This is a genomic window from Escherichia sp. UTM R2, assembly GCF_048593455.1.
GTDB lineage: Bacteria > Pseudomonadota > Gammaproteobacteria > Enterobacterales > Enterobacteriaceae > Escherichia > Escherichia coli.
Genome location: NZ_JBFWDY010000002.1, coordinates 2120573 through 2144480 on the forward strand (window position 1 = coordinate 2120573; position 23908 = coordinate 2144480).

The following is a 23908-nucleotide window of genomic DNA, read 5'->3' on the forward strand; positions in this document are numbered from 1 at the left end:
CGAATGATCATTACACAAGCAGACCTGCGAGAATGGCGTATCGGAGCGGTGATGTATCGCTGGTTCCTGCGCCATTTCCCACGCGGCGGTAGTTATGCCGGTATTCATCATGCACTGATTGAGGAAGGATATACGGACTGGGCGGAGAGTCTGGTTGAGTATGCGTGGAAAAAATGGCTGGCGGATGAAAACTTCGCGCATCAGGAAGTTTCCTCTATGCAAAAACTGGCCACAGACCCCGGAGAGAGACCATTTTGCAGTCAGTTTGCCCGCAGCGACGATCATGCTCGCATCGGCTGTTGTGAGGATAACGCCAGAATCGCAACCGCTGGGTATGCCGCGCAAATTGCCAGTATGGGTTATAGCGTGCGGATTGGAAGTGTCGGCTTTAACAGTCACATTGGCAGCTCCGGTGAACGCGCACGGGTTGCTGTAACCGGTAATTCTTCGCGGATAAGCAGCGCTGGAGATAGCAGTCGGATTGCGAATACCGGAATGCGAGTACGCGTTTGTACATTGGGTGAACGATGTCATGTCGCCAGTAATGGTGACCTGGTGCAAATCGCCAGCTTTGGCGCAAACGCCAGAATTGCCAACAGTGGCGACAATGTACACATCATTGCCAGCGGTGAAAATTCAACGGTAGTGAGCACGGGCGTGGTCGACTCAATTATTCTCGGGCCAGGAGGAAGCGCCGCACTGGTATATCATGACGGCGAAAGAGTTCGCTTCGCCGTCGCCATTGAAGGTGAAAACAATATTCGAGCCGGAGTCCGCTATCGTCTTAATGAACAGCATCAGTTTGTTGAGTGCTGATAGCTTTACCTTTAATCAAACGAAAGACGCCGACGTGCACGGGAGGCAGGTTTTACGACCGCCCGAGCCATCGCCTCACCAATTTCTGCACATGCCGTAAGTCCCTGAACGAAAGGCTGGTCGTGCATTAACCAGGGCAACGCGCCGAACGCTACGCGTCCACGAATATCTTCGGGTTGCTGTAACGTATAATCTTCACCAACATCAGGGATTTCATCCCCTGTTTTCTGTAATTGTTCGCGTAGTCCATGGAAAGGAATATCTTTCACTTTAAGCGGACGCTGCCCGCGGGCATCGATAAAAACGTCAAACGAGTAGCTGTTGTCTTCCGTTTTCAGGACGGTGCGCGACTCATTAATTTCCATTTTGTAGTCTTCACCGAGGGCGAGAATATGAATGATTCCCGCTTCACGTAAGGCAAGTAGGCGACGGATAGACTCTGAAGGGATTGCCGCATAATTATCGATGAAAACCCGGGCAAGGCCTTTACTGAACCGTTTATGGTCGTGTTCATTCAGATGTGGAACAATTTCCTGTACGGCTTCATGCAGGCGCAGAATGACATAACGCCAGGGAACAGTATGTTTTTCTCGTTTATTGCGTTCGACTTCCTGGAGATTTTTTTCTGCCCAGTCAAATGGGTCGCGTTGTTTGCGCTCGGCAAACCAGGCTTGAGCAAAGGAATCGACATTCAGGCTCTCTAAGGCTATGCGTTGACTCCAGTCTGGATCAGCAAACTTGATTTCCTCTACTATCAATCTAAATACCCGATCCAAAAGGCCCTCTTCGCCTTTTTGAATCTCAGCATTTAATGCCTGATCGGTGACGATGTGTAAGGGCTCGTAGGGAATAGGGCAATAGAAATCGGCTTCGGGTAAAATACCCGTGCGCGACATCAACGTGATATTTAGCTTTTCACTTGCGTTATCGCGGTGAAAAACGACGTGTTGTTTATCATCTTCAATGAACGAACCATGCTGAATAGCCACTGCCATTGCCGCATCCAGTCCGCTCAAGGATGTTCCCATAATACCCACGTTACACGCATCGACCTTTGCTTCCATCAGGCCTGACCACGGGCTGGGAAAATACGTTCGGGTTGCTTCTTCTTCATCAGGCCAGACGTGACCCGTGGCAATCACCGCTAAATCAAACGTCTCGCTGGGTAAATCCTGATTTGTAGCGAGCATGACGCCAGCATTTGTAATTTGCAGATCGGTAACCTGGCATGATTCATAAACAGCCACTGCAAATTTTTGCTTTCGTGCCTGGTCTACTAATCGTAAAAATTGATCGCGGAAATATTCGCCCAGCAGAATTCGCGGTAAAAACTTACGATCGTGCAAGGTTTCTTTTTTAACGCCATAACGCTGGAGATGGCTGGCTTCTTGCTTTTGTAGCCATTCGAGATACGTACAATAAATCGGCGGTATTTCAATACTGGCAATATTTGCCAGCATCATTTTTGAGTTTTCCTCATCACTGTATGGCATCCCGACACCGGCCTCGTCAGCCTGCTCGAAGATAGAAATAGAAAGTGGAGTTTGTTGCTGTAGAAGCGAGAATAAGGTGTAGATCCCCGTAGGCCCGGCACCCACAATAGCAATTTTTTTCATTGTTACTTACCTGTACGCATTCTTTCGAATTTAGTGTTATCAGATAAGTTTGGTTGAAATTTTTAGAATTTGAGAAATTTCAGACAGGGATGAAAAGGGCGCTAACCGCCCTTGATTAAATTCTGTCAGGCGAGTTTTGCCTGATTGATTTGACTCAGTGGCTCATTGACATCGAAAACTTTGGCGACAACTTCCTCAACGCCGAGATTTTTCAGTCGGGCAGTGTGTTTTTCCAGATAGGCAAGGGCGCTTTTTTCATCAGTGAAAAGGTAGATCCCACCGGCTTCGTGGTTCTTTTCACTTTCGGTCCATACCTTCCACAGAAAACCAGGTTCCTGATTAATCGACTCAGCAAGCGGTTTAAGCTGCTCAGCCATTGTGTCGCCAAATGGGCCATTGAAAGAAAAATGAAGTTGTAACAAAGTTGCCATAGCGATTCTCCTTCTGATAACGCATACGAAGACAGTGTAAATCTTTTAACGTATTGGATACAGAGAAGAAACAGAGGGAAAAAGGAGAAGACCAGATTAAGAAAATCTGGTGCGTCCGAGTGGACTCGAACCACCGACCCCCACCATGTCAAGGTGGTGCTCTAACCAACTGAGCTACGGACGCAGGATGGTGCGTTCAATTGGACTCGAACCAACGACCCCCACCATGTCAAGGTGGTGCTCTAACCAACTGAGCTATGAACGCAACGTTGTAGGTGACAACGGGGACGAATATTAGCGGCAGAGTGGGAAGGTGGCAAGAGGTAAAACGTAATTTTCTGCGCTATTTCGACCGTTTGCAGAGCTTTTAAGCAAATTGGCTATATTTTGTTGATTTGCAAGGGCGATTTTTATTCAGGATCGCATTTACATCTGATACAACCCAATAATTCGTGTATCAGAGTTTAAACAGAGTTGTTTGCCACCATCTCAAATCTGTCGTGGATAAATCCTCCGTAGCCTTTACACTTAGGTAGCAATAAAGGCACACAGATGCAGCAAAGGAATAAATCATGGGATCTGATGCGAAAAACTTGATGAGCGACGGGAACGTGCAAATTGTTAAGACCGGCGAGGTCATTGGCGCGACTCAACTTACTGAAGGCGAGTTAATTGTTGAGGCTGGCGGAAGAGCTGAAAATACCGTGGTCACGGGGACCGGCTGGTTGAAAGTTGCAACCGGTGGGATCGTCAAATGCACACAGTACGGTAACAATGGCACGCTATCGGTCAGCGACGGTGCCATTGCCACAGATGTTGTTCAGTCCGAGGGAGGCGCAATTAGTCTCTCTACGCTCGCTACGGTTAATGGCCGCCATCCCGAAGGTGAATTCAGCGTTGATCAGGGTTATGCCTGCGGTTTGTTGCTGGAAAATGGCGGTAACCTGCGTGTACTGGAAGGACATCGCGCGGAAAAAATCATTCTCGATCAAGAGGGCGGCCTGTTGGTCAATGGGACAACCTCAGCGGTCGTGGTAGATGAAGGTGGTGAATTGTTGGTGTATCCAGGTGGGGAAGCCAGCAATTGTGAGATTAATCAGGGCGGCGTTTTTATGCTGGCTGGGAAAGCCAGTGATACGTTGCTTGCTGGTGGCACCATGAATAATCTCGGTGGTGAAGACTCTGACACTATTGTTGAGAATGGATCCATTTATCGTCTGGGGACGGATGGCCTTCAGCTCTACAGTTCCGGTAAGACGCAAAACCTGTCCGTGAATGTGGGTGGTCGGGCTGAAGTGCATGCCGGTACGCTGGAAAATGCGGTAATACAAGGTGGAACAGTGATCCTGTTGTCACCCACCAGCGCGGACGAAAATTTTGTCGTAGAGGAAGATCGCGCACCGGTTGAACTGACCGGGAGTGTTGCATTACTGGACGGCGCTTCAATGATTATTGGTTATGGCGCAGAGCTGCAACAATCAACGATTACTGTACAGCAGGGCGGTGTGTTGATTCTCGACGGCAGTACGGTAAAAGGTGACAGTGTCACTTTCATTGTTGGTAACATCAATCTGAATGGCGGAAAACTGTGGCTGATCACTGGTGCGGCAACGCATGTGCAACTGAAAGTGAAACGCCTGCGCGGAGAGGGAGCGATTTGCCTGCAAACCAGTGCGAAAGAAATTTCACCTGACTTCATCAATGTGAAAGGGGAAGTTACCGGGGATATACGCGTTGAGATAACAGATGCCAGTCGGCAAACTCTGTGTAACGCACTGAAACTACAGCCAGACGAAGACGGGATTGGCGCAACGCTCCAGCCTGCGTAAAAACACAGGCGCAACCCGTGAAGGTTGCGCCTTGTCTTTATTAGCGGGACGCTCGTTGCAGAATGATGGCTGACGGCAGACGTTGCAGGAACCGCATACGCAGCATCATCATAATGGCTGCCGACGTCAGGCCAATAATAAAGCCTATCCAGAAGCCTGCTGGCCCCATAGGTTCAACGACCAGATCGGTCAGTGCCAGAATATAGCCGCTTGGCAAGCCCAGCACCCAGTAAGCCGTAAAGGTAATATAGAAAATGGAACGCGTATCTTTATAACCACGCAAAATCCCACTGCCAATCACCTGGATCGAGTCAGAAATCTGATATACTGCCGCCAGCAACATCAAATGCGCAGCCAGCGTTACAACCTCGGGATTGTCGTTGTACAACAGGGCGATTTGCTCCCGCAGTGAAACCGTGAATATGGCCGTCAGGGTTGCCATACAGACACCCACCATAAGCCCGGTCCGCGCAGCGGTTTGCGCATCCAGCGTTGAGCCCTGACCCAGACGATAACCTACGCGGATAGTTACCGCTGCCGCCAGCGACATTGGAAGCACAAACATCAGTGAACTAAAGTTCAGGGCAATCTGGTGTCCTGCGACATCAACAATACCGAGCGGAGACACTAACAGAGCCACGACGGCAAACAGTGTCACTTCAAAGAATAGTGCCAGCGCAATCGGCAAACCGAGTTGAATCAGTCGTTTCATAACCGCAGGATCGGGTTTCGCGGTGCCTTTTTCGTTACGAATATCGCGCATGGAGCGGGCGCGTTTAATGTAAGAAACCATGGCAAGGAACATGACCCAATACACCGCCGCAGTAGCCACGCCACAACCAACGCCACCGAGCTCAGGCATACCGAAATGACCATAAATAAAGATATAGTTCACCGGAATGTTCACCAGCAGGCCGATAAAGCCCATTACCATACCCGGCTTGGTTTTTGCCAGACCTTCACACTGGTTACGGGCAACCTGGAAGAACAGATATCCCGGCGCGCCCCACAGCAACGCACGCAGATAACCCACGGCTTTCTCCGCCAGAGCCGGATCGATGTTTTCCATGGAGCGGATAATGTAACCTGCATTCCACAGCACCAGCATAATGAGAACGGAAACAAAACCTGCCAGCCAGAAACCTTGTCGCACCTGATGCGCAATGCGCTCACGTCGACCAGAACCATTTAATTGCGCGATAACCGGCGTTAATGCCAGCAGCAGTCCGTGACCAAAGAGGATCGCCGGAAGCCAGATAGAAGTACCGATAGCGACCGCCGCCATGTCGGTGGCACTATAGCCGCCCGCCATCACGGTATCGACAAAACCCATCGCAGTTTGGGCGATTTGCGCGAGAATCACCGGGATTGCTAATGCTAATAACAGACGCGCTTCACTGATATACTTCTGCACGTGAACACCTTTTATTTGTAGTTATATGAGAGACTAAAAAGCCGCCTGAATGGGCAGCAAAAAGAAGAAGCAGGGGAAATTCAGTCTATTGTAGCGAGGATTTATTAATTCTCCAGTGAAAAAATAGTCATTCTTACCCCTTCACTGGTAAGGGCGTTTGCCACCTGCTATTGTGCTGAACAGAATGTCTTAACTGATTTCAGGAGTTGTAAGTATGTTTACGGGGATTGTACAGGGCACCGCAAAACTGGTGTCGATTGACGAGAAACCAAATTTTCGTACGCATGTGGTGGAGTTACCCGACCACATGCTGGACGGCCTGGAAACCGGTGCGTCCGTGGCGCATAACGGTTGCTGCCTGACCGTGACGGAAATTAACGGCAACCATGTCAGTTTTGACCTGATGAAAGAAACGTTACGCATTACCAATCTTGGCGATTTAAAAGTGGGGGATTGGGTAAACGTTGAGCGTGCGGCGAAATTCAGTGATGAAATTGGCGGACACTTAATGTCAGGTCATATTATGACCACCGCTGAAGTGGCGAAAATATTAACCTCGGAAAATAATCGCCAGATCTGGTTTAAAGTCCAGGATAGTCAGTTGATGAAATATATTCTGTACAAAGGATTTATTGGCATCGACGGTATTAGCCTGACCGTCGGCGAAGTCACGCCAACGCGTTTTTGCGTCCATTTAATTCCGGAAACACTGGAACGCACGACTCTTGGGAAGAAAAAACTTGGCGCACGCGTCAACATTGAAATCGATCCACAAACTCAGGCAGTGGTAGATACGGTAGAACGTGTGCTGGCGGCACGAGAAAATGCCATGAATCAACCAGGTACAGAAGCCTGATCTGAAATCGCCCCCGGAGAGGGGGCGATAGAATAGCCTTTAGCGAGCCACTCGAAGGCCGTTTTCAACACCGCGTGAGAACACGACCTGCCAGAGCTGAATATCACGGGCGCGGAAAGCACCTGCACAGGCATTCAGATAATAGGTAAACATTCGTTTAAAGCGTTCACTGTAGTTATCCGCAATTTCTGGCCATGCGGCGAGGAATCGTTCATACCACGCCATCAACGTAGTATCGTAATCAGCACCGAAGTTATGCCAGTCTTCCATCACAAAGTGGGGTTCGCTGGATTGAGCAATCTGGCGTACAGAGGGCAGGCAACCGTTCGGAAAAATATATTTGTTAATCCAGGGATCAACATTCAGATCGGTTTTTTTCGAACCGATAGTATGGAGCAGGAATATGCCTTCCGGTTTCAAATTACGATCCACCACCGCAAAATAGGTATCGTAATTTTTCGGTCCGACGTGCTCGAACATCCCCACAGAAACAATACGATCAAACTGGTCGTTCAGGTCACGATAATCTTGCAGCAAAATGGTGACATCCAGGCCTTCACAGCGTTCCTGAGCCATTTTTTGCTGTTCGGCAGAAATGGTGACGCCCACCACGCTTACGTCATAATTAGATGCCATGTAGTGTGCCAGTCCGCCCCAGCCGCAGCCAATATCCAGTACGCGCATCCCTGGTTTTAACTGCAATTTTTCACAAATCATTTTGAGCTTCGCCTGCTGGGCAGATTCCAGATTATCGGCATCTTTCCAGTAAGCGCAGGAATATTGCATGAAGGGATCAAGCATGCGGCTGAACAAGTCATTACCCAAATCGTAATGCTCTTTGCCGACTATCCAGGCACGTTTTTTACTCTGCAGATTGAAGAGACGAGCGCCGGCAATACGCAGCGTGTCTTTGAAATGATGGGGGAGTTGGTTCTCGAGACCTGCGCGTAAGACTTTGCTAAAAAACATATCCAGTCGGTCACATTCCCACCAGCCATCCATATAACTTTCGCCTAACCCCAAAGAGCCTTCTTGCAGAACGCGTTTAAAAAATTCGGGGTTTTTCACACGAATATCCGCCGGGGCAGAACCGTTAATGGCTATACCGGCACGGCTAAGTAATTCGTTGGCGATACGGTACCAGTTGTCATCCGGTACGCTGACTTCTTCTATACACGATGAACTCATAGTTTCTCCATCACTGGTCGGTGATCAGAACCTTAAAACAGCGTAGACGCTTTTTGGGCTTTGTGAGAAATCTCGCAGAAAAAACCGCGAGTCTATAATCCGACGTAGAACAGAGGGAAAGGAGGAACCCTTGCCGAAATGACCATCCATAGTGAGTCGGGAACGATCCTGTCCCCGTAAAAACATAATATTTATCGTAGCTTTAACAACTCGAAATTAGTATAGGCCGCTAATTTCAATCATACAACAAAATTTTGTTAGCAGCCTAAGTATAAGTATATCGATATAGATCAGTGTGATTCGCTATGAGCGACTTCGGCATTGCCATGATTCTGGCAGCCAACTTCTTCACAACGTTGCATCATGTAACCCAGCGCGACCAGCACTACTGTTGATAACATCACGCTGGTGGTGGTGAGCAATGGCGTGCTGATACTGATCAGCCAGGAAACTACCAGACTTGCGAGGAAGCACAGACCCAGTTGTAGAGTGTTCTGCAAAGCTGCGGCGCGACCAGTTGTGTGTGGGAAGGGACGCAGCGCCTGGGCGACAACAATAGGGTAGATCGCGCCATTGGCAATCGCCATCACACAGAATGGGATCAGGATTTCGACCAGCGACACATGGCTAATGAAGCCTGCAGCCCAGGTCGCAATGACGCTGACAGCAAACAGCACCAGCAACCACGGTAATAACTGCTTGCCTTGCCATTTCTGCAGTGCGGCGCGACAGCCATAACCACCAATCAGAAACGCGATAGTTTGCGGGACATAACTTAAACCAATAACTGCCGGGCTGTAGCCCATTTCACTAAGGATGAACGGTGAACCGGTCAGCCATGCAAAAAAACTGGCTGAACAGGCCGCATATATCAGCACGTTGCCGCGATAGGTTTTAGAACGTAGCAGGTCGGTAAAGGTCAGACCATCCTGACTATTGTTACGGGCCTTCGTCGTGGGTTTGAGCCAGAAAATAGGCAGAATCAGCACCACGGTAATGGCAAACAGGGTGGCGAAAATCGCCTGCCAGGAAAAATGGACCAGCAGCCAGCTTCCTAACAGGGGAGCAAGTGCCGGAGACAGACCCACCAGCGGCATGATGGTCGCAAAAATACGGTTGACTTTCTGTGAAGGATAATAATCCGTCACTAACGCTTGCCAGATAACCGCCGCGGCGCAGACCCCCACAGCCTGTACAAAACGCAATACCAGCAGCGTAGCGGCGTTTTCTACCCACAGCATCCCCAGACTACCTAACGCAAAAATTGTCAGGCCGATTAATAACACCGGTTTACGACCATAACGGTCGGAGAGTGGCCCCCACAGAAGCTGGGCTGCGGCAAAACCGGCAAGGAACAGACTAAGGCTGGCACTGACAGCAGACGCAGGCGTTTGCAGGTCGGCCTGTATGGCGGCGAAAGCAGGCAGATACATATCGGTTGCCAGAAAACCGAGTACGCTCAAACCCGCCAGCCAGACTAAAAATCTTTTCCCAGGTTGCATGTATATTCTCTAAATCTCTCAATTAAACACCGCCGCAAAGTGTAGGGAGTGAAATTAGTGTTGTGAAACGGTAATATTTGATGACTGGTTTCAAAAATTTTGTAGGCAGACTATGTGGTCAGAATATTCACTCGAAGTTGTTGATGCGGTAGCGCGTAATGGTAGTTTTAGCGCTGCGGCACAGGAGCTGCATCGCGTTCCTTCTGCGGTCAGCTATACCGTGCGTCAGCTGGAAGAGTGGCTGGCGGTGCCGCTCTTTGAACGACGGCACCGTGATGTGGAGCTGACCGCTGCTGGAGCGTGGTTTCTCAAAGAAGGGCGCTCTGTTGTCAAAAAAATGCAGATCACCCGCCAGCAATGTCAGCAGATAGCGAACGGCTGGCGCGGTCAGTTAGCTATCGCAGTGGATAATATTGTCAGGCCAGAACGTACACGGCAGATGATCGTTGATTTTTATCGCCATTTTGATGATGTCGAACTTCTTGTCTTTCAGGAAGTGTTCAACGGTGTCTGGGATGCGCTTTCCGATGGGCGCGTGGAACTGGCGATTGGCGCAACACGCGCGATTCCGGTAGGCGGTCGTTATGCCTTCCGGGATATGGGGATGCTAAGCTGGAGTTGCGTTGTTGCCAGCCACCACCCGCTGGCGTTGATGGATGGCCCGTTCAGCGATGATACGTTGCGCAACTGGCCGTCGTTGGTGCGCGAAGACACCTCGCGAACGCTACCTAAACGTATTACTTGGTTGCTGGATAACCAAAAAAGAGTTGTCGTGCCTGACTGGGAATCATCGGCAACCTGTATCTCGGCAGGATTATGCATAGGGATGGTGCCAACACATTTCGCCAAACCGTGGCTTAATGAGGGGAAGTGGGTGGCATTAGAACTGGAAAACCCCTTTCCGGATTCGGCATGTTGTCTGACATGGCAGCAAAATGATATGTCGCCTGCGTTAACCTGGCTGCTTGAGTATCTCGGCGATAGTGAGACGCTGAATAAGGAGTGGCTGCGGGAGCCGGAAGAGACTCCCGCAACGGGTGATTAACGACGATAGTCGCGGAACGGGCCGTCAGCCACGGAGCGGCGTTCAATCAAGCGCGGATGCACTTCAATGGACTGCGGTTCTTCACGTTTGTTGACGATACGATCCAACAGCATGTTGAACGCTGTTTCACCCAGCGAATCTTTTGGCTGGTGGATCGTGGTTAGCGCCGGCGTAAAATAGCGGGCGTTGCGCACGTTATCATAACCGATCAGCGAAACATCCTGCGGGACGCGCAGACCCATTTCATCAGCAGCACAAAGTGCGCCCATTGCCATGATATCGCCACCACAGAAGACGGCAGTAGGGCGATGCGGCTGCGACAGTATTTGCTGCATGGCGCGATAACCAGATTCGGGTTCAAAGTCACCCTGAACAATCCAGCTTTCCGGCACCTTGATCATCGCTTCTTCCATCGCCTTCATAAAACCGGCAAGGCGGCCTGCGCCGGTGTTACGTTCCAGCGGGCCGGGGATGACGCCGATTTCGCGGTGACCGCGTTCAATCAGATAACGCCCGGCCATGTAGCCGCCTTCGAACGCGTTATCAATGACCGCATCGGTGAAGTCAGCTTTTGCTTCACCCCAGTCCATCACCACCATTGGGATATGGCGATACTCTTCCAGCATCGCCAGCAACGGCTCTGGGTACTCAGAACACATCACCAGCAGACCATCGACGCGTTTTTGCGCCATCATCGACAGATAAGCCCGCTGTTTCTCAAGATTGTTCCACGCATTACCCAGAATCAGGGTGTAACCTTTCTGGAAGCAATTTTTTTCAACTGCTTCAATGATCTCGGCAAAATAGGCCGCTTCGCTGCTGGTCGCCAGCAAACCGATAGACTTGGTGTGGTTAACCTTCAGGCTACGCGCCACCGCGCTAGGGGAGTAGTGTAATTCTTTGATCGCTGCCCACACGGCGTTGCGCGTTTCTTCAGCGACGAAACGTGTTTTGTTGATCACGTGTGACACAGTTGTAGTGGAAACGTTTGCTCGTTTCGCTACATCTTTTATTGTTGCCATTCCATTTCACTCCAGACCCTAACTTCAGCTCCTGCAAAATCGCAAGGTAAACGTTTGCCTTTACACACCTTACGCACAACAAAAGTGTTGCGGTACGCCGGAAAAACGACACGGAGCGTCAGGAAGGGGTCAATGGCCAGTACGCAAATAGTGTAAGCGTGGAATTTTGGCCGATCTTGACGAAAAGGGGAAGTGGTAAAAACACTTATCATTATAAATGACGGGAGATTTTTTCATCACAGTGTGTAAAAATGCGTAATATCACTTTTTGTGTGGTAATAAAAAAGGAGAAAACTTGATGAGCACCGACCTTAAATTTTCACTGGTAACAACGATTATCGTCCTCGGTTTGATCGTAGCCGTGGGTTTGACTGCCGCGCTGCACTGATTTCCTCTCGAGGGAGCGCGTTCTCCCTCGCATCTCCTTCCTGTTTGTTAGCAAAATGGCAAAAGTGTTTTCTCTTTTTGTTATTTTCATTTTTTTGTGATTGCTGTCATGCTTTCGCCACTTTAATGAATATCGCGTAATGACGCGAAGAGGTGGAGATAAGGCATGAAAATTAACTATCCGTTGCTGGCGCTGGCGATTGGCGCGTTTGGTATCGGGACAACGGAGTTCTCGCCAATGGGCTTGTTGCCCGTCATTGCGCGCGGTGTGGATGTCTCGATTCCCGCTGCCGGAATGTTAATCAGTGCCTATGCAGTTGGCGTAATGGTGGGCGCGCCGCTGATGACGCTTCTACTTTCTCATCGTGCCCGCCGCAGTGCGTTGATTTTCCTGATGGCAATTTTCACGCTAGGCAACGTTCTTTCCGCCATCGCGCCGGATTATATGACCCTGATGCTTTCACGCATTTTGACCAGCCTGAATCACGGAGCATTTTTTGGTTTGGGTTCAGTCGTGGCCGCAAGCGTGGTGCCAAAACATAAACAGGCCAGCGCAGTTGCCACTATGTTTATGGGGTTAACCCTGGCAAATATCGGTGGCGTGCCGGCGGCGACCTGGTTGGGTGAAACCATCGGCTGGCGGATGTCATTTCTGGCAACGGCGGGGCTGGGAGTGATTTCAATGGTAAGTCTGTTCTTCTCATTACCTAAAGGTGGTGCAGGGGCACGACCTGAAGTGAAAAAAGAGCTGGCGGTATTAATGCGTCCGCAGGTGCTGTCTGCATTGCTGACGACGGTACTGGGAGCTGGTGCAATGTTTACTCTCTACACCTATATCTCTCCGGTACTGCAAAGTATTACCCACGCAACACCGGTGTTCGTCACGGCAATGCTGGTGCTGATTGGTGTCGGATTCTCTATCGGTAACTATCTCGGCGGCAAACTGGCAGATCGTTCAGTTAACGGCACGTTGAAAGGCTTTTTGTTGTTGTTGATGGTGATTATGCTGGCAATCCCGTTCCTGGCCCGCAATGAGTTCGGCGCAGCTATTAGCATGGTGGTGTGGGGCGCAGCAACCTTTGCGGTCGTACCGCCGTTACAGATGCGCGTGATGCGTGTCGCCAGTGAAGCGCCAGGTCTGTCTTCATCAGTCAATATTGGTGCCTTTAATCTTGGAAATGCGCTGGGAGCAGCTGCTGGTGGTGCGGTAATTTCCGCTGGGCTGGGATACAGCTTTGTGCCGGTGATGGGAGCGATTGTCGCGGGACTGGCATTATTGCTGGTGTTTATGTCAGCCAGAAAACAACCTGAAACAGTTTGCGTTGCTAACAGCTAATTAAACAAAAACGCAGAAGGATAACCTTCTGCGTTACAGTTGCTGACAACGTGCGATTTATCTTGCCGAATGCGCTGTTAACGCCTCATCCGCGTTGGCATGGTAAGCGTAGCGCTTCAGGCAATGCTGCATTTGCCATCAGTTATTATGCAGCGAGATTTTTCGCTACGAATTCCCAGTTCACCAGCGCCCAGAAGTGCTCCAGATAGCCAGGACGTGCATTGCGATAGTCGATGTAATAAGCGTGTTCCCAGACATCAACGGTCAGCAGCGGAGTCGCATCGGTGGTCAGCGGAGTACCCGCGTTAGAGGTTGAAACGATAGCCAGTTTGCCATCGCTGTTTTTCACCAGCCAGGTCCAGCCAGAACCAAAGTTTTTGATCGCTGCATCAGTAAACTGCGCTTTGAAATCGGCAAAGCTGCCAAAAGATGCGGCGATAGCTTCAGCGACTTTTCCAGTCGGTTCGCCACCGGCGTTCGGTGCCAGGCAGTTCCAGTAGAAAGTATGGTTCCAGACCTGAGCTGCGTTGTTGAATACGCCACCTTCAGAGCTGCGAATAATCTCTTCCAGTGATTTACCTTCAAACGCGGTACCTTTAATCAGGTTGTTCAGGTTAGTGACATAAGTCTGATGGTGCTTGCCGTAGTGATACTCGATGGTTTCCGCAGAAATGTGCGGTGCCAGAGCATCTTTAGCATATGGTAGTGCAGGTAATTCGAATGACATTGCTACTCTCCTTTATTATTAATTTGCATACGTACAATAGCCTTATTGTGCGTATGGATAGGGTAGCAAATTAAAAGGTGAGACAAAAGATGAACTTACCCTGTTGCCGTAACAACAGGGTAAAGTTTTAGCGAAGTGTTTTTGGGGTCATTACCCGACGAGCGCCAACATAGTGGCGCTGCCAGTAGTCTTCACTGAGAGAAGTGATTTGAATTTCCTGACCTGTGCGCGGTGACTGAATAAATTTGCCGTTGCCGACATACACGCCGACATGATCGGCTGTGCCGCGTCCCTGAGTACGGAAAAAGACCAGGTCGCCGTTTTTCAGTTCACTACGTTCGATTGGCGCTGCATCACGCAGGTGATACATTTCATTCGCCGTACGCGGAATACGAATTTTCACCAAATCTTTATAAGCGTAATAAACCAGGCCGCTGCAATCAAAACCGGTACGCGGTGAGCTGCCACCCCAACGATATGGCTTACCAATTTGCTGCATCAGTTTATTCATTGCCACTTTCGTAGCTTTTTGCACCTTCGCTTTGTGCGCGTCGGCAAGAGTTCCTGACGCGGCATTTTTGACTTTCACACAATGCGATTTATAGCCCTTACGTTTGGTACACTTTTCGGTAAAGCTGGCTGAGGCCGTTTTATTGACGGCGTGTTTGCTGCGAGTTTTGGCGTTTTTAGAAGCGGTAATGGAAGATTTTTTAACGGAAGAAGCGGTTTTGCTTTTGGTCGTACTTTTACTGGCGGCTTTTTTCGCTGTTTTCTGGGTCTTTTTGGTGGTTGCCGTGCTTTTCTTTTTATCTGCTTTTTTGGTGATATGAGTGGTAGCAGAACTCTCCCTGGCTTGCTTTGAAGCATGGGCCATAGGCGTTAAAGGCAGGGTGGTAAAAAGTAAAGCACAGAGCGTGATCGAAATACGGTTTATCCGCGCCACTGAGCGTCCCTCTGTTAAGGCAGGTCTATCATGCCTGCGTCTGATTTACAAAACTTGATGATTCTAATGCATAGAAGAAGAGAAAGTTAATAGCTTTTATTGTTAAAAAATACGTTTCGTTGGCGAGCGCAAAAAAATGCAGCAGTGAAAGCTAAAAATGGTTATAAATACGCCAGTTTGCCGGCATCAGAGAAGAAACGAATATTTGAAATGCAACAAATAGAGCAAAGGGATAAAATAGCAAAAGCGTGATGAAAATGTTATTTTCCGATGCCGCACTGACCCGCTACAATGTCAGATTACTGCCGTAAAGAAGTTTGAGGAAGCAAGACAATGAGCACCACTATCGAAAAAATCCAACGCCAGATTGCTGAAAACCCGATCCTGCTGTACATGAAAGGTTCACCGAAACTGCCGAGCTGCGGTTTCTCTGCCCAGGCAGTCCAGGCGCTTGCCGCATGTGGCGAACGTTTTGCCTATGTTGATATTCTGCAGAATCCGGACATTCGTGCGGAACTGCCGAAATATGCTAACTGGCCGACCTTCCCGCAACTGTGGGTTGACGGCGAGCTGGTCGGCGGTTGTGATATCGTGATCGAAATGTATCAGCGTGGCGAACTGCAGCAGCTGATCAAAGAAACTGCCGCTAAATACAAGTCTGAAGAGCCGGACGCGGAATAATCCGTCCTGCAATACTGACGGATGCGAACGGGCATCCGTCAGTCCTTTCTCTATCCCCAATCCAGCCCTTGTGGCGAACTTGAAAATCCCGCCTCACGCAGCAGCGTAAACATCGGCGTTTGCCGGACCGGTAGATCATTCACTTCTGTTAGCGTAAAGCGCAGCCGTGGTTCGCGACGCAGTGCGGTAGTCAGCGCGTGGAAAACCTCTGGGGCGAGTAATTCCTCTTTTTCCTGCCAGACCAGCATTTTTTTGCCACCTTGCGCCAGATAGAGTAACAATTTGCCGCCAGAAACGACCACCAGCGCACCCGCCCGACGCGTTGGAACCAGCGTTGCCGGATGTGCAGGCCAGGGCAGAAGATTTCCCCACACATTAGCCGGATCGTTGGCAGAGAGCGCCACTGGTGTATAGTGGCGCGTTTGCGTGGCTTGTGTCGCCAGATCGCGCAATCGGTCAATAGTCAGACGTTCAGCGAATTGCGCGCCACCCAGACCTTCTACAAAACGACCTCGCATAATTCGCCCGGAGTCTTCCATACTTCGACAAAGCGTTTGCATCGATGGAAACCCGCCAGGGATATTTTCGGCTATCACCGCCTGACGACTGATGATGCCGTAGCGGTCGAGCATATTTTCCGCCAGCGCCAGCATCCTTTCGGTATCGTTTAGTGGCTCCACCTGCAATAACGACCAGCGTCCAGCCAGATTTGGTGTGTTGTAAGATACCCGCGGCGAGACGGGTTGCGCATAGACAGGACGTCCACGACGAGCCCGGTGACTGCGGCGAGTTGAGGTGCGTGCGTTGGAACTGCTGCGGGTGAGGGCGCGTAACGGTGCCCAAATGTCGCTGGTGATGACGCCTTGCCAGACCAGCGCCCATAACGCCTCTTGCAGGGCAGAGAGATCAACCGATTCGCCGATTTTGTCGCGTATCCGTTGGCTGATTTGTTGTGCAAACCAGGCTCCTCCGTCAGCCAGAACAGCGACTATCGCTTGTTGCAGCGCCGAACGATTCGCCTGATCCGCTTCGGCGGGAGTGAACGATTCTGCAGCATATTCCTGTAGATGCAGTGCCACCAGGCCGTCATCTTCACCCAGTTTTTTTTGCCCCGACCAGATAACCGCACCGGTTGCCAGTAATTCATCGAGCATTTCTGACGAATAGTCGCGTACGCGGGCAGGCAGGATCTGGCTTTCCCAGAGTGAGGCGGGTAAACCGACTCCGGCAAGCTGTTCGATCACCCGCATCACGCCATCTACGCCCTCATAAACGCCTGGCGATGTTGAGGCAAAGAGCGCCGGGCTACCATCGGTGGCGGGTAATACGCCCTGACGTTCCAGCAGCAATCGCGCATAGGTCGTGGCTGCAACGGGACGCGTCGCTTCTCTGGCGGCTTGCAGCGAGCGCAAACGCAGACGACGAAATACTTCATCGCTCACCCAGATGTCTTGTTGCAGATTCATCACCAGACCCTGTTCACGCAGTTGCTGAAGCTGCTCTTCGACAATGGCAATACCGAGACTAAACTCATGAGCCAGTTGTTCAGCCGTGACCAGAGCATGAGCCCGGAGATAGCGCAGAAAGAGGTCGCGAAGCGGGTAACTGACTCTATGTAAATAAATCTCTGGCAATGACTCTGGTAGTCGTACGCCGAGGGCATCACGCAGCCTGGCGGCATCATCCATACAGGCAAGACGCTCCTGTCCGCTAATCATCGCTGGGAAGATTCGTTTTACTGCAAGAAGATTTTCCAGATACGACGCAACCTCTTCACTGCTGCCTGTATGCCGTTGCGCCAGGTCTTCAACGGTCATTGGCCCCAGTTCGCGCAGCAGGTCGAACAATCCTTCTTCACCTTTCGCTCTTCTGCCAGGAGCCAGTCGTTGCAACTCTTCTTCCACCTGGCGAATGACCTGCGGGTCGAGTAATTCCCCCGGATCGACCTGTCCGAGTAGATTGCGCAGTAACTCGCTGTCCAGCGACAGTACGGATGCCCGGCGCTCTGCCAGCGGGGCGTCGCTCTGGTACATAAATTCCGCGACATAGCCGAACAATAAACTTGTGGCGAAAGGCGAGGGCGTAGTGGTCGTTACATCGGATATTTGAATTTCGCCACCGTTCAGGCGACGCATCAAACGTTCCAGTGCGGGAAGATCATAAACATCTTGCAGACATTCGCGTAGGGTTTCGAGAATGACCGGAAAATCCGGATATCCCTGAGCGATTTCCAGCAACTGACTGGCGCGCAGCCGTTGTTGCCAAAGCGGGGTGCGATGGCCCGGAGTGCGCCCCGGCATTAATAATGCCCGCGCGGCGCATTCGCGAAAACGGGCGGCGAAAAGTGCCGAGCTGCCTACCGCCTCGCGGACAATTTGCAGCAACTTTTCTGGTTCAAACATAAAAAATCGCGGCATCGGGCAATTTACCATCGGTGTCAGGAATACGTGCAACACTGCCGTCATCACTGGCGACCACCGACGCGTCAGCGCCCCATAGCGCATGTATTCGCCCGGCAATCGCCAGCGCCCAGGGTTCATGCACCCGTCTTCCATAGGGAGAGTGCAAAATAATACGCCAGTCACCAATTTCATCACGGCACCGTTCGAGGACCAGATGGCGACTCCCCGGAACGATGCCCGTCGCGTTGCGCTGCTCCTCAATCAACCCCTGAATATTGGCGATCGTATTTTCTTCTGCCAGCCACGGGGGAATAGTCCCGGAAAAGAACGCGCCATCCGCCAGCAAATGAAGAAAATCGCCGATCATCTCGCCTAATTCAGCCGGACGTCCGTTACCTTCACCACGCCAGAAGGGGAGCCGGGCAGAACGACCCGGAGCAGGAGTCACAATCACCTGATCGCGGGTGATTTGCTGGATCCGCCATGAGGTAGCGCCGAGAGTGATAATGTCGTTCACCCGCGACTCATATACCATCTCCTCATCCAGTTCACCCACCCGCCGCGAACCGGCCTTTTCTTCACCTTCGGGTAATAACACGCTATACATGCCACGATCCGGAATGGTGCCGCCGCTGGTAACCGCCAACAATTGAGCGCCAGGTCGGGCGGTCAATATCCCGGTCTCCCTGTTCCAGACCAGTTTGGGGCGAAAAGCAGAAAAATCGCCAGAGGGATAGCGCCCGGAAAGCATATCCAGCGTGGCGTCAAAAACACGTCTTGGCAGATCTTTCCACGGTGCGGCACGGCGTACGCGGGAGTACCATTCGTCTACCTGTAATGCATCCATCGCCGCGGCGGCAACGGTTTGCTGCGCAAGGACGTCGAGAGGATTATGCGGTGGTGTCAGGTTTTCCAGCCTGCCTGCGAACATACACTCTACAATGACTGCGGAATCGACTAAATCACGCCGGGTACGGGGGAAAAACAGCCCTTTAGATACACCGCCAACCTGATGTCCGGCGCGACCAATGCGTTGTAACCCACTGGCAACAGAAAGCGGCGTTGCCACCTGAATCACCAGATCCACCGCGCCCATATCAATCCCCAGTTCAAGACTGGAGGTTGCGACCACGCAGCGTAATTCACCCGATTTCAGCGCCTGTTCGGTGATTGCTCGTTGTTCTTTAGAGACGGAGCCGTGGTGTGAGCGGGCAATAAAAACGTCGCTACTTTGTACACGGTTAGAGGTTGCGCCGGAGGTCGACTCGAAATGGGCCGCATCAACGGCGATAGACGGGGAACGCTGTAAGCGTGCGGCGTAAAGCTCATTTAATCGTGCCGTCAGTTTTTCCGCCAGCCCGCGTGAATTAGTAAAGACAATGGTCGAGCGATGGCGCAACACTTCATCAAGGATACCCGTTTCAATATATGGCCAGATGGAGCCTTCCCGGCCGGCATGGCTGTCTTCGCCGGTGCCGCTGGCGACCGATGAGACATCATCCATATTGGCGACCGGTACGACAATTCGTATCTGCGGATGGCGCATTGCGGGCGGGTTGACTACCGTAACCGGGCGATCGCCACCAAGAAATGCTGCCACATCGCTGGCTGAGCGCACAGTGGCAGAAAGGCCAATTCGCTGTGCTGAGGTGTGGAGCAGCGCATCGAGCCGCTCCAGACTTAACGCCAGATGCGCACCACGTTTACTGCCCGCTACCGCGTGGACTTCATCAATAATTACCGTTTCGACGCCGCGTAGCGTTTCGCGCGCGCGGGAGGTCAGCATCAGATAGAGTGATTCGGGTGTGGTGATCAGAATATCCGGCGGATTACGGGTGAGTTTGCTGCGTTCCTGTGCAGGCGTATCGCCAGTACGGATCCCTACGCGAAGATTGACTTCCGTTTCGCCGCGCCGCCGCCGTTCATCGGCAATACCCTTCAACGGGATCTGCAAGTTGCGCTGAACGTCGGTGCCCAGGGCTTTTATCGGTGAAATATAGAGGATGCGTGAGGTTTTACGCTTATGCGCCTCGCGGGTATCTTCGCCGCCTTCGCGGAAGAGCCGATCGAGGGCGTAGAGAAATGCTGCCAGCGTTTTCCCGGAGCCGGTCGGTGCAATCACCAGCGCATGTTCGCTTCGCGCCGCCACATGCCAGGTTTGCGGCTGGACAGCGGTCGGCTGTTTAAAGGCGCGAAGAAACCAGTCGCGGGTCGCCGGTGAAAACACGTCCGGCAGGAGCGATGAAGGGTCTGGATTATCTGCCATTAACGCTATTCCCCGTGAATATCATGCAGGATGCGTGGAATAGCCTCACTATAGATGCCTGAATCATTGCATGTCATCAGGCATCGACTCGATTACACCTCTTCGGCGGCAGGTAGCGGCCAGCCTCCCAGACGTTTCCAGCGGTTGACGATTTCACAAAACAGCACAGCAGTGCGTTCGGTGTCGTACAGCGCGGAGTGCGCCTGGGTGCTGTCGAAGTCCATGCCAGCGGTCTGGCAAGCCTTTGACAATACGGTTTGTCCGAGTGCCAGCCCGGCCAGTGCAGCAGTGTCAAAAGTGGCGAAAGGGTGGAACGGGTTACGTTTCAGTGAGGCGCGTTCTGCGGCGGCCATCATAAAGCTGTGATCAAAATTGGCATTGTGCGCCACCATAATGGCGCGGTTACAGCCGCTCGCTTTAATACCTTTACGTACAACTTTAAAAATTTCGTGCAGCGCCTCGTATTCGCTGACCGCGCCGCGATCGGGATCGTTCGGGTCAATGCCGTTGAAGGCGAGGGCTTCTGGTTGCAAATTTGCGCCGACAAATGGTTCGACGTGGAAATGTAATGTGGTGTCCGGCATCAGCCAGCCTTGTTCATCCATTTTCAGGGTGATGGCGGCAATCTCAAGCAGCGCATCGGTTTTGGCGTTAAATCCGGCTGTTTCAACATCGATCACAACAGGATAAAAACCACGAAAACGGTCGCACAGACCGGTAAGTTGAGCGTTATCGGACATCTGATTCTCTTAATACGGATAAATTGCAGCGCGCATTATGACAAATATTACTTGTCGATGCAGTAAAGATGCGGGCGCGATGAGTTCACGCCCGGCAGGAGATTAGTTGCCCAGACCGCGACCGGCGTCTTTCTCTTCGATTAACTCAATTTTGTAACCGTCCGGATCTTCCACAAACGCGATAACCGTAGTACCGCCTTTTACCGGACCCGCTTCACGGGTCACGTTACCCCCGTTTTGACGGATTTTTTCGCACGCTTCAGCGGCGTTATCTACGCTAAGCGCGATGTGACCATAAGCAGTGCCGAGTTCGTATTTATCCACGCCCCAGTTGTAGGTCAGTTCAATCACCGCTTCTTCGGTTTCCGGGCCGTAGCCAACAAACGCCAGTGAGTATTTGTATTCCGGGTTTTCGCTGGTACGCAGCAGTTTCATGCCCAGCACTTTGGTATAAAAATCGATGGAGCGTTGCAAATCGCCAACGCGCAGCATGGTATGAAGAAGACGCATCTTTTTATCCTCAAAATGGCTAACAGATTCAAAATGTTGTTTTAGTATAGCGGCGGCTTTACGCCGCTCGCAATGTTGGATTACAACGTCGGGTAATCGGTATAGCCTTCCGCGCCGCCACCGTAGAAACTTTCGGCACGCTGTGGGTTAAGCTCAGCTTTGCGCTGCAAGCGGGCGACCAGATCCGGGTTCGCAATCCAGTCACGACCAAATGCCACCGCATCAATTAACCCTTTGCCGATCAGCGTTTCAGCTTTTTCTACTGTGTATGCACCTGCGCCGATAATCGGACCGTGGAAACGGGCGCGTACTTTTTCGCGGAACGCATCAGTATACGGTTCACCCCCCGCCCAATCTGGTTCTGACATATGCAGATAAGCAATGCCGCGTTTACCCAGTTGTTCAATCAGATACAGTGCATCGGCTTCTTCATTCGGGCCGTTATCTGTGTTCTGGAAAGTACCGATTGGCGAAACGCGAATGCCAATGCGATCGGCACCCCATTCTTCAATCCCGGCATCGACCACTTCCAGTACCAAACGTGCGCGATTTTCCACGCTGCCGCCGTACTGATCGGTACGATGGTTTGAAGAAGGAGAAAGGAACTGATGCAGCAAATAACCGTGAGCAGAGTGGAGCTCTACCAGATCAAAACCGGCTTCACGCGCGTTAGCAATGGCCTGACGGAAATCATTGACGATACCTGGAATCTCTTCCAGTTCAAGCGCACGCGGCATGGATGTTTCAACACGGATCGCCTGACCATTTTCATCGCGCAGAGAAGTACGTGTTCCCGCGCTAAGTGCTGAAGGCGCTACCGGTGCCTGACCGCCAGGTTGCAGGCTGGCGTGAGAAATGCGTCCGGTGTGCCACAGCTGCACGGCCATATGACCATTTTCAGCATGAACGCCAGCGGTGATTTTTTTCCATGCGGCAATTTGCTCCGGACTATGGATGCCAGGCGCACCTGCATATCCTTTTGCCTGGGCAGAAATTTGCGTGGCTTCACTAATAATCAAACCGGCACTGGCACGTTGGCGATAGTATTCCGCCATCAACGGGGTAGGAATGTCACCCGGTTCAATACTGCGCAGACGCGTCAGCGGTGCCATAAAAATACGGTTTGCCGCCGTGATCGCGCCCACTTTCAGTGGGGAATACAGTTTTTCAGATGACATAAAGGCTCCCGGTCGTCTGGTGATAAAAAATGCCTGCTAAACGGCAGGCGTCGCAATAATGTTTTTTACATGGGCCAGCGCGTTTTCCAGTGGCTCGAAACTGCGCGAAATTTTGGCCTGCAGATTCGCGCCAAGCCACAGTGCGTAAAGCACTTGTGCCTGTTGCAGCGGTTCGCCACAAAAGGTTAAACAATGGTTCTCACGGCCATTTTCCAGCGCCTGAGAGAGCAGGGCGATCACGCCGCGAGCACCTTTATCCATCGCGCTGCGCATATCTTCTGACAGATCGCACACTTCGGCAGAGAGTTTTACTGTCAGGCAACCACTGATGGTTCCATGTTGGCAAAACTGGTTCAGTGTTTGCTGGTAATAAGCCAGTATGCGGTCGCGGTAGTTACCTTCGCCGGATTGCAGCAACTCAGTCAGTCGCTGGTGATATGCGGCGTAATGACGCTCAAGCATGGCAACGCCAAACGCTTCTTTAGAGCGAAAGTAGTGATAGAAGGACCCTTTCGGCACTTCAGCGGTTTTTAGTAATTCGCTTAGCCCCATCCCGGTGAATCCACGTTGCAGGCAAAGTTGCTCGCCCGTCGCCAGGAGATGTTCGCGAGTATCATGTTCGGTGTGTTTGTTCATGCGTTGGAGTGTAGTAGACCAGTCGGTCTAGTGCAAGCAAAGTTGCTACTTTGGACATTAACAGCTTCAATAATGGTAATAATCTTATCTGAGGAGGGCGAAGTGGCGGAGCAATTAGAGTTCTTTCCCGTCCAGAGCCCGTGCCGGGGAATTTGCCAGTCTGACGAACGCGGGTTTTGTCGCGGCTGTTTTCGTAGTCGTGATGAGCGTTTTAACTGGAATAAAATGAGCGATGGCGAAAAACAAGAGGTGCTGCGCCTTTGTCGGCAGCGATTAATGCGCAAATTACGCGCAAATAAGCCAGCGTCATCAGACGAACCGGAGCAACCATCACTCTTTTGAACCTAATCTTGCGTATACTCCTCTCATATCTGATAAGAGGA

Annotated in this window: 20 protein-coding genes, 2 tRNA genes and 1 pseudogene; 8 read left to right on the plus strand and 15 right to left on the minus strand. The window is 51.4% G+C overall.

Features of this window, described 5'->3' with window-relative positions:
- The first annotated feature begins 3 nt into the window (after positions 1 to 3).
- Positions 4 to 816, plus strand: a complete 813-nt coding sequence (gene ydhT, locus AB4H76_RS11130; protein ID WP_077492044.1) for a protein YdhT — start codon at positions 4 to 6, stop codon at positions 814 to 816.
- 11 nt (positions 817 to 827) lie between these two features.
- Here the strand turns inward: ydhT and AB4H76_RS11135 are convergent, their stop codons facing one another.
- The 4 genes from AB4H76_RS11135 to AB4H76_RS11150 all read right to left on the minus strand — a co-directional run bounded on the left by AB4H76_RS11135 (position 828) and on the right by AB4H76_RS11150 (position 3128).
- Complete coding sequence (locus tag AB4H76_RS11135; RefSeq protein ID WP_077492046.1) at positions 828 to 2432, minus strand: FAD-NAD(P)-binding protein; 1605 nt, start codon at positions 2430 to 2432, stop codon at positions 828 to 830.
- Positions 2433 to 2557: 125 nt separating this feature from the next.
- Positions 2558 to 2863: a monooxygenase gene (locus AB4H76_RS11140; protein WP_000212680.1), complete on the minus strand. Its 306-nt coding sequence runs from the start codon at positions 2861 to 2863 to the stop codon at positions 2558 to 2560.
- Positions 2864 to 2970: 107 nt separating this feature from the next.
- Positions 2971 to 3047: transfer RNA gene (locus AB4H76_RS11145), tRNA-Val, on the minus strand.
- Positions 3048 to 3051: 4 nt separating this feature from the next.
- Positions 3052 to 3128 (minus strand) — tRNA-Val (locus AB4H76_RS11150).
- Positions 3129 to 3435: 307 nt separating this feature from the next.
- Here AB4H76_RS11150 and AB4H76_RS11155 point away from each other — a divergent pair.
- Positions 3436 to 4692 carry an AIDA repeat-containing protein gene (locus tag AB4H76_RS11155; protein ID WP_000534307.1) on the plus strand — a complete coding sequence of 419 codons (1257 nt, stop codon included), beginning with the start codon at positions 3436 to 3438 and terminating at the stop codon, positions 4690 to 4692.
- Between the two features lie 40 nt (positions 4693 to 4732).
- On the opposite strand, the gene mdtK is transcribed toward AB4H76_RS11155, so the two are convergent.
- Positions 4733 to 6106, minus strand: a complete 1374-nt coding sequence (mdtK, locus tag AB4H76_RS11160) for a multidrug efflux MATE transporter MdtK (RefSeq protein WP_001174961.1) — start codon at positions 6104 to 6106, stop codon at positions 4733 to 4735.
- A gap of 214 nt (positions 6107 to 6320) precedes the next feature.
- Between mdtK and ribE the strand changes: the two genes are divergently transcribed.
- Positions 6321 to 6962, plus strand: a complete 642-nt coding sequence (gene ribE / locus AB4H76_RS11165; protein WP_000493947.1) for a riboflavin synthase — start codon at positions 6321 to 6323, stop codon at positions 6960 to 6962.
- Between the two features lie 39 nt (positions 6963 to 7001).
- Here the strand turns inward: ribE and cfa are convergent, their stop codons facing one another.
- A complete protein-coding gene (gene cfa / locus AB4H76_RS11170; RefSeq protein WP_077491352.1) occupies positions 7002 to 8150 on the minus strand; it encodes a cyclopropane fatty acyl phospholipid synthase in 1149 nt (382 codons plus the stop codon).
- A 290-nt stretch (positions 8151 to 8440) separates the two neighbouring features.
- A complete protein-coding gene (gene punC / locus AB4H76_RS11175; protein ID WP_032173857.1) occupies positions 8441 to 9652 on the minus strand; it encodes a purine nucleoside transporter PunC in 1212 nt (403 codons plus the stop codon).
- A gap of 112 nt (positions 9653 to 9764) precedes the next feature.
- On the opposite strand from punC, the gene punR reads away from it, so the two are divergent.
- Positions 9765 to 10697 (plus strand): DNA-binding transcriptional activator PunR, encoded by a 933-nt coding sequence (punR, locus tag AB4H76_RS11180; protein ID WP_000269501.1) that lies wholly within the window; start codon positions 9765 to 9767, stop codon positions 10695 to 10697.
- On the opposite strand, the gene purR is transcribed toward punR, so the two are convergent.
- A complete protein-coding gene (gene purR, locus AB4H76_RS11185) occupies positions 10694 to 11719 on the minus strand; it encodes an HTH-type transcriptional repressor PurR (RefSeq protein WP_000190982.1) in 1026 nt (341 codons plus the stop codon). The two genes, punR and purR, sit on opposite strands and share 4 nt — an antisense overlap.
- 298 nt (positions 11720 to 12017) lie before the next feature.
- On the opposite strand from purR, the gene cydH reads away from it, so the two are divergent.
- Together cydH and AB4H76_RS11195 are read left to right on the plus strand one after the other, a co-directional pair.
- Positions 12018 to 12107 (plus strand): cytochrome bd-I accessory subunit CydH, encoded by a 90-nt coding sequence (gene cydH, locus AB4H76_RS11190; RefSeq protein ID WP_000102278.1) that lies wholly within the window; start codon positions 12018 to 12020, stop codon positions 12105 to 12107.
- Positions 12108 to 12272: 165 nt separating this feature from the next.
- On the plus strand, positions 12273 to 13442 hold the full coding sequence (locus AB4H76_RS11195; protein WP_000701040.1) for an MFS transporter: 1170 nt from the start codon (positions 12273 to 12275) through the stop codon (positions 13440 to 13442).
- Between the two features lie 145 nt (positions 13443 to 13587).
- Here the strand turns inward: AB4H76_RS11195 and sodB are convergent, their stop codons facing one another.
- Both sodB and mepH read right to left on the minus strand, forming a co-directional pair.
- Complete coding sequence (gene sodB, locus AB4H76_RS11200; RefSeq protein WP_000007283.1) at positions 13588 to 14169, minus strand: superoxide dismutase [Fe]; 582 nt, start codon at positions 14167 to 14169, stop codon at positions 13588 to 13590.
- A gap of 127 nt (positions 14170 to 14296) precedes the next feature.
- On the minus strand, positions 14297 to 15112 hold the full coding sequence (gene mepH, locus AB4H76_RS11205) for a peptidoglycan DD-endopeptidase MepH (protein WP_000101193.1): 816 nt from the start codon (positions 15110 to 15112) through the stop codon (positions 14297 to 14299).
- A 333-nt stretch (positions 15113 to 15445) separates the two neighbouring features.
- Between mepH and grxD the strand changes: the two genes are divergently transcribed.
- Positions 15446 to 15793, plus strand: coding sequence for a monothiol glutaredoxin 4 (gene grxD / locus AB4H76_RS11210; protein ID WP_000108172.1), 348 nt, complete (start codon positions 15446 to 15448; stop codon positions 15791 to 15793).
- 50 nt (positions 15794 to 15843) lie between these two features.
- Here grxD and AB4H76_RS11215 read toward each other — a convergent pair.
- The 5 genes and pseudogenes from AB4H76_RS11215 to nemR form a co-directional block, all read right to left on the minus strand.
- A pseudogene (locus AB4H76_RS11215) lies at positions 15844 to 20461 on the minus strand (ATP-dependent helicase).
- 92 nt (positions 20462 to 20553) lie between these two features.
- Positions 20554 to 21201 (minus strand): ribonuclease T, encoded by a 648-nt coding sequence (gene rnt / locus AB4H76_RS11220; RefSeq protein ID WP_001282281.1) that lies wholly within the window; start codon positions 21199 to 21201, stop codon positions 20554 to 20556.
- Positions 21202 to 21303: 102 nt separating this feature from the next.
- On the minus strand, positions 21304 to 21711 hold the full coding sequence (gene gloA / locus AB4H76_RS11225; RefSeq protein WP_001237796.1) for a lactoylglutathione lyase: 408 nt from the start codon (positions 21709 to 21711) through the stop codon (positions 21304 to 21306).
- Between the two features lie 80 nt (positions 21712 to 21791).
- Entirely contained in the window at positions 21792 to 22889 is a 1098-nt protein-coding gene (gene nemA, locus AB4H76_RS11230) for an N-ethylmaleimide reductase (protein ID WP_000093589.1), read from the minus strand.
- Positions 22890 to 22925: 36 nt separating this feature from the next.
- Complete coding sequence (gene nemR / locus AB4H76_RS11235) at positions 22926 to 23525, minus strand: DNA-binding transcriptional regulator NemR (protein WP_001032936.1); 600 nt, start codon at positions 23523 to 23525, stop codon at positions 22926 to 22928.
- A 102-nt stretch (positions 23526 to 23627) separates the two neighbouring features.
- Between nemR and AB4H76_RS11240 the strand changes: the two genes are divergently transcribed.
- Entirely contained in the window at positions 23628 to 23867 is a 240-nt protein-coding gene (locus AB4H76_RS11240) for a DUF1289 domain-containing protein (protein WP_000840481.1), read from the plus strand.
- The last annotated feature ends 41 nt before the right edge of the window (positions 23868 to 23908 follow it).